8 protein-coding genes and 4 pseudogenes are annotated in these 11,771 nt (G+C 43.1%); all 12 read right to left on the reverse strand.

Going from position 1 to position 11,771, the window contains the following annotated elements; all coding sequences use genetic code 11:
* Window positions 1-9: 9 nt before the first annotated feature.
* Window positions 10-309 carry a flagellar hook-basal body complex protein FliE gene (gene fliE / locus NXM86_RS12345; RefSeq protein ID WP_041269615.1) on the reverse strand — a complete coding sequence of 100 codons (300 nt, stop codon included), beginning with the start codon at window positions 307-309 and terminating at the stop codon, window positions 10-12.
* A gap of 22 nt (window positions 310-331) precedes the next feature.
* Complete coding sequence (gene flgC, locus NXM86_RS12350; protein WP_062753402.1) at window positions 332-784, reverse strand: flagellar basal body rod protein FlgC; 453 nt, start codon at window positions 782-784, stop codon at window positions 332-334.
* A 2-nt stretch (window positions 785-786) separates the two neighbouring features.
* A pseudogene (flgB, locus tag NXM86_RS12355) lies at window positions 787-1,074 on the reverse strand (flagellar basal body rod protein FlgB); the annotation flags it as partial.
* A 428-nt stretch (window positions 1,075-1,502) separates the two neighbouring features.
* Window positions 1,503-2,120: pseudogene (gene codY, locus NXM86_RS12360) on the reverse strand (GTP-sensing pleiotropic transcriptional regulator CodY); the annotation flags it as partial.
* A 26-nt stretch (window positions 2,121-2,146) separates the two neighbouring features.
* Window positions 2,147-3,544 carry an ATP-dependent protease ATPase subunit HslU gene (gene hslU / locus NXM86_RS12365; RefSeq protein ID WP_062753406.1) on the reverse strand — a complete coding sequence of 466 codons (1,398 nt, stop codon included), beginning with the start codon at window positions 3,542-3,544 and terminating at the stop codon, window positions 2,147-2,149.
* 19 nt (window positions 3,545-3,563) lie between these two features.
* A complete protein-coding gene (gene hslV, locus NXM86_RS12370) occupies window positions 3,564-4,106 on the reverse strand; it encodes an ATP-dependent protease subunit HslV (protein ID WP_015863438.1) in 543 nt (180 codons plus the stop codon).
* A gap of 33 nt (window positions 4,107-4,139) precedes the next feature.
* Window positions 4,140-5,042, reverse strand: a complete 903-nt coding sequence (xerC, locus tag NXM86_RS12375; RefSeq protein ID WP_062753408.1) for a tyrosine recombinase XerC — start codon at window positions 5,040-5,042, stop codon at window positions 4,140-4,142.
* A gap of 39 nt (window positions 5,043-5,081) precedes the next feature.
* Complete coding sequence (gene trmFO, locus NXM86_RS12380; RefSeq protein ID WP_062678230.1) at window positions 5,082-6,404, reverse strand: FADH(2)-oxidizing methylenetetrahydrofolate--tRNA-(uracil(54)-C(5))-methyltransferase TrmFO; 1,323 nt, start codon at window positions 6,402-6,404, stop codon at window positions 5,082-5,084.
* 18 nt (window positions 6,405-6,422) lie between these two features.
* Complete coding sequence (gene topA / locus NXM86_RS12385) at window positions 6,423-8,498, reverse strand: type I DNA topoisomerase (protein ID WP_062678231.1); 2,076 nt, start codon at window positions 8,496-8,498, stop codon at window positions 6,423-6,425.
* Window positions 8,499-8,598: 100 nt separating this feature from the next.
* Window positions 8,599-9,482 (reverse strand): annotated as a pseudogene (dprA, locus tag NXM86_RS12390) (DNA-processing protein DprA).
* Between the two features lie 130 nt (window positions 9,483-9,612).
* Window positions 9,613-10,515: a succinate--CoA ligase subunit alpha gene (gene sucD / locus NXM86_RS12395; RefSeq protein WP_015863433.1), complete on the reverse strand. Its 903-nt coding sequence runs from the start codon at window positions 10,513-10,515 to the stop codon at window positions 9,613-9,615.
* A 17-nt stretch (window positions 10,516-10,532) separates the two neighbouring features.
* Window positions 10,533-11,692: pseudogene (sucC, locus tag NXM86_RS12400) on the reverse strand (ADP-forming succinate--CoA ligase subunit beta).
* Between the last annotated feature and the right edge of the window lie 79 nt (window positions 11,693-11,771).

The following is an 11,771-nucleotide window of genomic DNA, read 5'->3' on the forward strand; positions in this document are numbered from 1 at the left end:
ATCCATATGCTATATTTGCATTCTCATCATTTCTTGATATGCCTCAATCACTTTGTTGCGCACTTCTAATGTAAGTTGTAAGGAAATGCTCGCTTTTTGCGAAGCGATCATCACCTTGTGTAAATCAACGTTTTCCCCTTTTACAAGCTTCTCTGTTAATTGGGAAGCTTGCAATTGCTCGTCATTCACTTTATTCAGCGCATCTTTCAAAAAAGTTGAAAACGCCTTTTGCGCATCAGCTGGTTTTGTCGCTTGTGAAGCAACGTTTGTCGCCTCTGAAAACAAAGAGCGATGAATTCCTTGTATCATCATCTATATCCCCTTTATTTTTTTACTTTCCGATTTCTAATGCTTTCATTAACATTCCTTTCGTCGCATTAAAAACCGTTACATTTGCTTCATATGACCGTGTTGCACTCATTAAATCGACCATTTCTTTTAACGGATCGACGTTAGGAAGGCGAACATATCCGTTAGGGTCTGCGTCAGGATGAGAAGGATCGTAAACGAGTTTAAAAGGAGTTTGATCCTCCATAATTTTTGTTACTTTCACTCCGTTACCAACAGATGAGCGGCTATTCATCGCAGCTTGCAAATATGTAGAAAATCCTTCTTGACGCGGTTCCATCACAACGAATTTGCGTCGATACGGTTCCCATTGTCCATTAACCAATCGAGCGTGAGTCGTGTCGACATTAGCCATATTGGAGGAAATTACATCCATGCGTAACCGCTGCGCCGTAAGCGCAGACGCTGTTATATCTAAACTTTGAAAAATAGACATAATTATTTTCCTCCCTTAATGACCGTTTTTAACGTTGTGAACTTTCCGTTCAATTGCTCGACTAAAGCGTTGTAATAAATTTGATTTTCTGCCAAATATGACATTTTGATCAATATCAACATTATTTTCCATTATGATTGTATACTACATGGTCTTGACGTCACGAGAAATTTGTTTGTCATTTGACGGGTAAACGGAAGATGTTTCGGATTTGTTCGCTTTGCTTCTAGCGGTTGAAGCGCTCGGTCTAGTTCTGCCCGAAACCGCACTTCTTTTGCCTTATAATTGGGCGCATGTCTACATTGCTATTGTTGCAATCACTATTTCCTAATGACGTCACGAAATCCCCTTGCTTCTGACATAATGTACGCGATAAACGGAAAGATGTATCCGATCTTGTATCCTTTTTTTCACGATTATGCAACATCAGTTGTCGATAATATTGTATGCCGAAATCTGCACTATCTTTTTGCACCTTAAATTGGAGCAGTTCAATTAAGACGAAATTTTTCTATTCTGTACTTTTTACTGTAATGACTAAATACGCCTTGTCAAACATTTGTGACAAAACACGTGCTAAAGAAGCTGCTTTATCCATTTTTTAACATATTTTAATTTCATTTTAAGAATAAACAAATATTGCTTAGCCGAGGATCGTCGATTTTTTCATCTTAGAAAGCATTTCATAGCAAACACGCTGTCAATGTTCACACGTCAGCAATTTACTTGCGACAAGCAACCCTTCTGTACCGTCTAGCTCTTCAAAAATATGTTCGATCGCTTCTAGTTCGCTATAAGAAAGCGAGCTGATTGCCATTTGTACGACCGCTTTGCTGCGTGCTTCTTCTTCAATTTCCTCCGCTTTCTCACGCAAAATTTCCATGCCGACAACCGTTGCGCCATACTCTGCTAGAATGAGATCATCATCGTGAAATTCACGATCCAATCGCGATAAAATAAGTGTTCCGAGCCGCTCGCCGCCACCATTGATCGGCACAATTGTCGTCAAACCTGTTTTAAATAAATCGCGATTTTCCACTGGAAACGCGGTATATTCGCTATTAATATCAATGTTAGGAGACGTTTCTGTAATGTTAAACAGATTTTTCGTATACTCTTCTGGAAATTGACGTTCTTCTAACATTTTTTTCATTCTCTCATTTTCAATCGATTGCTTAATCGCAAAGCCGAGCAATTTACCGCGACGGCTCACAACGAATACGTTTGCTTCAATTACCTCACAAAGCGTTTCTGCCATTTCTTTAAAGTTTACCGGTTTTCCCGCTGCTTTTTGCAGCATTGCGTTAATCTTTCTTGTTTTTTGTAATAAATTCATTTTTTCATTCTCCTCCTCATTTAATGTTACAAAATGAATTCACTCAAATCTTTGTTTTTGACAATGTTGCCTAGTTTTTGTTCGACATACTGAGGTGTAATGACTACTTTATCTAGCGTAATATCCGGAGCTTCAAACAATAAATCTTCAAGCAGCTTTTCCATGATCGTATGAAGGCGTCTTGCTCCGATATTATCGGTTGTCTGATTCACTTCAAAGGCGACTTCGGCGATCTTACGAATAGCATCGTCAGAAAATTCAAGATTTATACCTTCCGTCGCAAGAAGCGCCTTATATTGTTTAATAAGAGCATTATCAGGCTCTACTAATATTTTTACGAAATCGTCAACTGAAAGTTTCGTTAGCTCGACACGAATCGGAAACCGGCCTTGCAACTCTGGGATTAAGTCGGACGGTTTTGCCATATGAAATGCTCCGGCAGCGATAAACAATATATGATCTGTCTTAACAGGGCCGTATTTCGTCATAACGGTGGAGCCTTCAACAATTGGCAAAATGTCGCGTTGCACTCCTTCTCTCGATACATCCGCTGAAGAAGCGGCTTGCCCGCTGCGCGCAATTTTATCGATTTCATCGATAAAAATGATGCCAGACTGTTCGGCAAGACGTATTGCTTCCTGTGTTACTTCATCCATGTCGATTAACTTCTGCGCTTCCTCATTCGTAAGCACTTTACGCGCTTCTCTTACTTTTAATTTGCGTTTTTTACGGCGCTTCGGAATGAGGCTGCTTAGCGCGTCTTGCATATTCATTCCCATTTGCTCAATGCCGGCCCCTTGCAAAAAGTCAAAAAACATCGGCTGTTGTTCTTCTACTTCGATTGTCACCATTTCATCTTCCAGCTGACCGTTCGCCAGCTGCCAAGCGACTTGTCTCCGTTTTTGTTCGATGTGATCGTCTTCATACGTTTGATTTGTATCTTGCTGCGATGTTTGCGCTCCACCGAATAATAGTTCAAGAGGGTTTTTCATCGTTTGTTTTTGCTTTCCCGGCACTAATAACTCAACAAGCCGTTTATTCGCTTGCTGTTCAGCGCGATCTTTCACTTCGTTCATTTTCCGTTCTTTTACTAATCGAACGGACGTTTCCACAAGATCGCGCACCATCGATTCGACATCGCGGCCGACATATCCAACTTCCGTAAACTTTGTTGCCTCCACTTTGACAAACGGAGCGCCAACCAACTTCGCCAACCGTCTGGCGATTTCCGTTTTTCCGACCCCTGTCGGACCGATCATTAAAATATTTTTCGGGACAACTTCATCCCGTAATTTTTCATCAAGCAAACTGCGGCGATAACGATTTCTTAGCGCAATCGCAACTGCTTTCTTCGCTTCCTTTTGCCCAACGATAAATTGATCAAGCTTTTCGACAATTTGCCGAGGCGTTAATGCTTCTGACACCGCTGTCCCTCCTCTCTTTTTATAGTTCTTCCACAATAATATGGTCATTCGTATACACACAAATATTTGCGGCTATTTCTAGCGCCGCTTTGGCAATCTCTTTGGCCGATAGCTGATCTCCTGCGTATTGTTTTAATGCACGTCCTGCCGCTAGCGCGTAATTTCCGCCAGAACCGATCGCTAATATTCCGTCATCCGGTTCAATGACTTCACCAGTTCCTGATACGAGAAGCAAATGGCGTTCATCCATCACGATTAGCATTGCCTCTAAGCGCCGCAATACTTTATCGCTGCGCCATTCTTTTGCTAATTCCACAGCGGCGCGCGGCAAGTTCCCATTAAATTCTTCTAGCTTTCCTTCGAACATCTCAAATAATGTAAACGCATCTGCGACCGATCCGGCAAATCCTGCTAACACTTTTCCTTGAAATAATCTCCGTACTTTTTTCGCTGTATGTTTCATCACCACTGCATTGCCAAACGTTACTTGACCGTCTCCTGCCATCGCAGCCTTTCCATTATGATGAATCGCAAAAATCGTCGTCGCGTGGAACTGTTCCATCGCTATCCATCCTCCTTTTTGCTCGCGGCAGAGTTATGCTCGCGGATGCGTATGTAAATAAATATGGCGCAGCCGGTCTTTCGTTACATGGGTATACACTTGTGTTGATGAAAGATGCGCATGTCCAAGCAATTCTTGAACTGTACGCATATCGGCCCCTTCATTTAATAAATGAGTCGCAAACGTATGTCTCAGCACGTGTGGGCTAATATTTTGAGTAAGCGCCGCTTTTTTTACTATTTCATCCAAAATATAACGCACTCCCCGAGGTGTTAACGGATTGCCGCGGGCGTTGACAAACAAATAAGCATGAGCGCTTTTTGCTTTTTGCAAAAGCTCACGCCGTCCATGATGAATGTAACGCTCCAATGCTTCTTTGGCAAAACGGCCAAACGGGACATAGCGCTGTTTATTCCCTTTCCCATGAATCAAAATGGTGGAAACAGAAAAATCGATATCAGAAAGTTGAATGTGACAACATTCACTAACACGGACGCCCGTCGCGTAGAGAAGCTCAAGAATCGCTTGATTGCGTTGGCCGATCGCTGTATTAACATCATTGACATAAAAAAGTCTTTCTAATTCCTGCTCATATAAAAAATTAGGAATTTTTTGTTCTTTTTTCGGAAGTGCAGCGAGCGCAAACGGATTTTCTTTTACCTTTTTTTCCCGCAGCAAAAACTTATAGAAGCTTCGCAAACTAGAAATTTTCCGTGAAATGGAACGGCTTGACTGTTTTTGTTCATACAGCTTCGTCAAATAGAGACGAACATCATTATACGTTACTTCATGCAGATGATGAATCCCTTGTTCATTCATAAACTCGAAAAACTGCTCTACATCTCGTTGGTAACACACAATAGTATATTGTGAATAATTTTTCTCGATTTGTAAATATTCTATGAACAATTTTAACGCAATTTTCGAATTTTCCATTTTTCACACCTCACAAAGGCTACTAAATATTAACATATATTAATAGCCCTTGCAATCTTTTTTAATAAAATTCTGAATTGTATCCAATGCCCGTTGCGCGTATCGTTCATTGCGGCGCTGTTTATCTTTGATTTTTTCTTCTAGAGGTGCAAACAAACCGAAATTAGCATTCATCGGCTGAAAATGATTTGGATTCGTCGACGTAATGTAATGCGCCATGCTGCCAATTGCTGTTTCACGCGGAAAAACAACAAGTTCTTGCCCTAATACAAGCCGTGCTGCGTTAATTCCTGCGACAAGCCCCGATGCTGCTGATTCCACATACCCTTCGACACCGGTCATTTGTCCAGCAAAAAATAAATCGTCACGCTCTTTATATTGATACGTTGGCCGCAATAATTTTGGCGAGTTGATAAACGTATTGCGATGCATCACGCCATAGCGGACAATTTCTGCATTTTCTAGCCCCGGAATAAGGCGAATTACTTCTTTTTGCGGGCCCCATTTCAAATGTGTCTGGAATCCGACAATATTGTAAAGCGTACCTGCCGCATCATCTTGCCGAAGCTGAACAACCGCGTATGGACGCTTTCCGGTACGCGGGTCTTCCAAACCAACCGGTTTCATCGGCCCAAATAGAAGCGTCTTTTTCCCTCGCCGCGCCATTACTTCAATCGGCATGCAGCCTTCAAAATAAATTTCTTTTTCAAACTCTTTTAATGGAACCGTTTCTGCGGAAATGAGCGCTTCGTAAAAGCGGTCGAATTCTTCTTCTGTCATCGGGCAGTTGATATACGCAGCTTCGCCTTTATCATAACGCGATTTGACATATACTTTATCCATATTAATGCTTTCTTTTTCGATGATTGGAGCAGCGGCATCGTAAAAATATAAATATTCTTCTCCCGTTAGCTCTTTTAGCCGCTCGGATAATGCTTTAGACGTTAATGGCCCTGTTGCGATAATCGTTGGGCCAGACGGAATTTCTGTCACTTCTTCACGAATAACGGTCACATTCGGATGCCCTTGGACAAGATTGGTTACACGCGCGGCAAACTCATGCCGGTCTACAGCAAGCGCACTTCCCGCCGGAACAGAGCATTCATCTGCTGCCTTCATAATGACAGAATTCAAGCGGCGCATTTCTTCTTTTAATACGCCGACTGCATTTGTTAATGAATTAGCACGCAACGAGTTGCTGCAAACAAGTTCCGCAAATTTATCTGTATGGTGAGCAGGCGTTTGCTTCACCGGTCTCATTTCGTAAAGGCGGACATGGATGCCGCGGTTGGCAAGCTGCCATGCCGCCTCACTGCCTGCCAAACCTGCGCCAATGACATTTACCGTTCGTTCGTTCACCATATATTCCTCCTTTATTTGTCAAGATTGTGGTGCTTCTTCGTAATCACATGCCGTACATTGCACTTGCAAGCCTTTTTTCAGTTTCTTTTCCACTAGCAAGCCGCCGCATTTCGGGCAAGGGCGGGCAAGCGGTTTATCCCACGAGACGAAATCGCATTGTGGAAAACGGTCGCAGCCATAAAAAATCCGCTTTTTCTTACTGCTGCGCTCCACAATATTTCCTTCGCGGCATTTCGGACATTTTACCCCGATTTCCTTAACGATCGGCTTTGTATTGCGGCATTCCGGGAAATTGGAGCAGGCGACAAATTTGCCGAATCGCCCCATTTTATATACCATTGGGCTTCCGCACACTTCGCAGTCGACTCCCGCCGGCTCGTCTTTAATCTCGACTTCTTTCATTTCCTTTTCCGCGGTTTGCAGCCGCTTTTCAAATTCCTGGTAAAATTCGTCGACCACTTTCACCCATTCTACTTTTCCTTCCTCGATTTCATCCAAATTTTTCTCCATTTTCGCTGTAAACTCCACGTCAATGATTTCTGGGAAAAACTCTAACATTAGTTCTAACACGATTTCTCCAAGTTCTGTTGGAACAAAACGTTTATTTTCTAGCACGACATAGTTTCGTTTTTGAATCGTATCAAGCGTCGGCGCGTACGTAGACGGCCGGCCGATGCCAAGCTCTTCTAGCGTTTTCACAAGCCGAGCTTCCGTATAGCGAGGAGGCGGCTGAGTAAAATGCTGCTTTGGTTCAATATCTTTGCTGAAAACAGTTTCCCCTTCCTGCAAATCCGGAAGAAGGCGATCTTGTTCATCCGTTTGGTCATCCGTTCCCTCTACATATACTTTCATAAAACCAGGAAATTTTACTTTCGAGCCGCTTGCCCGAAAGATCACCCCTTCATTTTCAAGTTCAATGCTCATCGTATCTAACAGTGCGGCTGCCATTTGGCTTGCGATAAAACGTTCCCAAATTAACTTATACAACCGAAATTGATCGCGGGTTAAATATGGCTTTACCTTTTCCGGCTCGCGAAATGCAGATGTCGGACGAATCGCTTCATGCGCATCTTGCGCATTGGCATTTTTCTTTTCTTTTCGCTTTTCTTGTGCGACAAATTCTTTTCCAAACGTCGCTTCTATATAAGATAGTGCCTCTTGCCGTGCGCTTTCTGATACTCTTGTCGAGTCTGTACGCATATAGGTAATTAAGCCGACCGTTCCTTCACTGCCAAGATCAATTCCTTCATATAGCTGCTGGGCGATCATCATCGTTTTCTTCGTTCGAAAATTAAGCTTGCGCGCTGCTTCTTGCTGCAAGGAAGACGTTGTAAACGGCGGCACTGGATTTCGTTTCCGCTCCTTTTTTGCCACCGATGTCACCGTAAAGTGGTTGCCGTTTATGCGTTGTAAAATCGCGGCAACGTCTGCTTCCTTTTTTAATTCAAGCTTTTGCCCATCCACTCCGTAAAAAGAAGCAGTAAACGTTTCATTTCCTTTTACAAATTCGGCTTGAATCGTCCAATACTCTTCCGGCTGAAATTGTTTAATTTCTTTTTCGCGGTCGATGATCAAACGCAGCGCTACAGATTGAACACGCCCCGCGCTCAATCCTTTCTTCACCTTTTTCCAAAGAAGCGGGCTAATGTTGTATCCAACCAGCCGGTCCAACACTCGGCGCGCTTGCTGCGCGTCAACAAGATTCATATTGATCGGACGTGGATGTTGAAATGACTCTTTAACCGCATCCTTCGTAATCTCGTTAAATACAACGCGGCAGTCGGAATGAATATCAAGGTCGAGCATATTGGCTAAATGCCAAGCAATCGCTTCCCCTTCGCGGTCCGGGTCCGCGGCAAGAAACACTTTTTTTGCTTTTTTCGCTGCTGTTTTTAATTCTTTAATGATTGGCCCTTTACCGCGAATCGTAATATACTTTGGCTCATAGCCATTATTTATATCAACGCCCATTTGGCTTTTTGGCAGATCGCGAACATGTCCCATCGAAGCTTTTACTTTATATTTTTTTCCTAAATATCGTTCGATCGTCTTCGCTTTCGCTGGCGATTCCACGATGACAAGATAGTCTGACATCAAACTTCCTCCCCTAACGAGGTAAATTTAAAATCTTCATTATTATTAATGATTCTTATGATATTTGTCAAACAAGATATGAAAAATTCTTGCATTGCTTTTATCGAATGTAGGAAAATTCCTCGAATATATCGGTTGCCGAATGAACTAATTTTGCTCCTTGCTGTATTAACATGTTTGGCCCTTTTGATTGTTCCAAAAAAATTGGACCAGGAACGGCAAACACCTCTCTTCCTTGCTCTAGCGCTAATAGAGCAGTAATTAATGAGCCGCTTCTCTCTTTCGCTTGTACGACGATCGTTCCAAGCGATATTCCGCTGATAATCCGATTGCGCAGCGGAAAATGCCATTTTTGCGGCCGCACATGCGGCGGATGTTCCGATAAAATAAGGTGTCCGCCCATTAATTGGTCTGCTAGTCTTTTATTTTGTCTTGGATATATATGTTCAAATCCTCCTGCGATGATCGCGATTGTATGTCCACCGTTTTCAATTGTCATTTCGTGCGCTAACGTATCGATTCCTATTGCAAGACCGCTTACGATTACCCAATCGTTCGCCACCAGCGGCGGAACTAGTTGCCGCAACGATTGTATCCCTTCTTTTGTCGGCTGTCTCGTCCCAACAATACTAATCATTTTGAATGACGACAAAAGACGAGTATTCCCTTTTGCATATAGCACCCATGGGGTTCGTATATATGTTTTAACAAAGGTGGATAGTCTGAGTCAAAAATTGTGATGACGTGGATATTTTTGTCCTTATATGTTTTTATCATACTTTCAATATGAGGGGAATGTAAATCTTGGAAAAATTGTGTATATTGTTGGGAGGATAAAGGAATACGCGTTCGCAATGCAGAAGATGGAAGGGTAAATACAGAGGAAAAGGTCGGATCGATTTCCAATAAGCGATGGATCGTTTTCCAGCCTGCCCCGCGGCAGTGGTGAAGATGAATAAGGCGCTCACGAACGGATGAATACATCATATCTTCCTTTCTATCCCTTTGTCTGTTTTTGCACGGTTCCGATCATGAATCTGCCATAACGATGATAGAATTTGCCAATACCCAATAAAAATCGTCCCGCCTGAAAAACGATGCGGGACGATGTATTTTAATGAGTTTTACATTTTTCGTAAAGGCCTTGTTCCTTCAAAACGGAAATTAATGTTTCGCCAATTACTGCAGGTGTTTCTGCCACTTTAATGCCGCATTCGTTCATTTTCTTAATTTTTTCTGCTGCCGTTCCTTTACCGCCGGAAATAATTGCGCCAGCATGTCCCATCCGTTTTCCTGGAGGCGCTGTTTGGCCGCCGATAAAGCCAACGACCGGTTTTTTCATGTTCGCTTTTACCCATTCTGCCGCTTCTTCTTCCGCGGTGCCGCCGATTTCCCCAATCATAATAACGGCATACGTTTCTTCATCTTCGTTAAACGCTTTTAATACATCAATGAAGTTTGTGCCATTGACCGGATCGCCGCCGATTCCGACCGCTGTCGATTGGCCGATGCCCGCTTGCGTCAATTGATGAACCGCTTCGTACGTTAAAGTACCAGAGCGGGAAACAATGCCGACATGGCCTTTTTTATGAATGTAGCCTGGCATAATGCCGATTTTACATTCTTCCGGCGTAATGACGCCAGGGCAGTTTGGTCCGATGAGACGAGTTTTCTTGCCTTCCATGTAGCGTTTTACTTTCACCATATCAAGGACAGGAATACCTTCCGTAATACAAACGACAAGGTCTAATTCTGCATCGACCGCTTCCATAATCGCGTCTGCGGCAAATGCTGGCGGAACGTAAATGACAGAAGCGTTTGCTCCTGTTTTTTCTACCGCTTCGGAAACAGTATCAAACACTGGTACTCCTTCGACTTCTGTACCACCTTTTCCTGGCGTGACACCGCCTACAATTTTTGTTCCGTACTCGAGCATTTGTTTTGTATGGAATAATCCTTGTGAACCCGTAATCCCTTGTACGATCACTTTTGTGTCTTTATTAATAAAAATGCTCACGTTTCTCCCTCACTTTCTTAACGTACTAGCTCCACGATTTTTTGTGCGCCGTCTGCCATCGAATCAGCAGCGGTAATGTTTAGACCCGATTCTTGCAAAATCTTTTTCCCTAGTTCGACGTTTGTTCCTTCGAGACGGACAACAAGCGGAAGATTAAGGCCGACTTGTTTTGTCGCCTCGACAATGCCGCTAGCGATCACGTCGCATTTCATGATGCCGCCGAAAATATTGACGAAAATGCCTTTGACGTTCGGGTCGGAAAGAATAATTTTAAACGCTTCCGTTACTTTTTCCGCGGTTGCGCCGCCGCCGACATCCAAGAAGTTTGCCGGTTCGCCGCCGTAATATTGATGATATCCATCGTTGCCATTGCAAGGCCAGCGCCGTTGACCATGCAACCGATATTACCGTCAAGGGCGATATAGTTTAAATCATATTTGGATGCTTCAACTTCTTTCGGATCTTCCTCATCTAAATCGCGGTATTCTAAAATGTCTTTATGGCGATATAAAGCGTTCGAGTCAAAGTTTAATTTCGCATCAAGCGCCATTACTTTGCCGTCGCCAGTGACAACAAGCGGGTTGATTTCCGCGATCGAGCAGTCTTTGTCAACAAACACTTGATAAAGCCCCATCATAAACTTGACTGCCTGATTGACAAGCTCTTTTGGAATGTTGATGTTAAACGCTAAACGACGTGCTTGAAACGCTTGTAATCCCACCGCTGGGTCGATATATTCTTTAAAAATTTTCTCTGGTGTTTTTGCTGCTACTTCTTCGATTTCGGTACCGCCTTCTTCTGAACCCATCAACACAACGCGAGAAGTTGCGCGATCCACAACGAGACCAATGTAATATTCTTTCTTAATGTCGCAGCCTTCTTCAATAAGTAAGCGTTTTACTTCTTTTCCTTCCGGACCTGTTTGATGAGTAACAAGCACTTTTCCTAGCAGTTCGCTCGCATACGTACGAACTTCATCTAAACTTTTTGCTACTTTTACCCCTCCGGCTTTTCCGCGCCCGCCGGCATGAATTTGCGCTTTTACAACGCAAACAGAGCTTCCTAATTCTTTCGCCGCCTCTACCGCTTCCTCAACAGTGAACGCTACGCGACCGTTTGGTACGCTAACGCCATAATTTCTGAGGATTTCTTTTGCTTGATATTCATGGATATTCATGCGCCAACCTCCTATGTATAAAACTAAAAAGTTCTAGCGCTTTCATTTTATAATGATACTTTCTATATTGTCCACCTTT

The organism is Geobacillus sp. CX412, from assembly GCF_027942335.1.
Lineage (GTDB): Bacteria > Bacillota > Bacilli > Bacillales > Anoxybacillaceae > Parageobacillus_B > Parageobacillus_B toebii.

What these genes read in the sequence shown, in the direction of transcription:
- flgC (WP_062753402.1), bottom strand. Translation starts at nt 784, where the DNA reads ATGTCTATTTTTCAAAGTTTAGATATAACAGCGTCTGCGCTTACGGCG.
- trmFO (WP_062678230.1), bottom strand. Translation starts at nt 6,404, where the DNA reads ATGGTGAACGAACGAACGGTAAATGTCATTGGCGCAGGTTTGGCAGGC.
- xerC (WP_062753408.1), bottom strand. Translation starts at nt 5,042, where the DNA reads ATGGAAAATTCGAAAATTGCGTTAAAATTGTTCATAGAATATTTACAA.
- hslV (WP_015863438.1), bottom strand. Translation starts at nt 4,106, where the DNA reads ATGGAACAGTTCCACGCGACGACGATTTTTGCGATTCATCATAATGGA.
- fliE (WP_041269615.1), bottom strand. Translation starts at nt 309, where the DNA reads ATGATACAAGGAATTCATCGCTCTTTGTTTTCAGAGGCGACAAACGTT.
- topA (WP_062678231.1), bottom strand. Translation starts at nt 8,498, where the DNA reads ATGTCAGACTATCTTGTCATCGTGGAATCGCCAGCGAAAGCGAAGACG.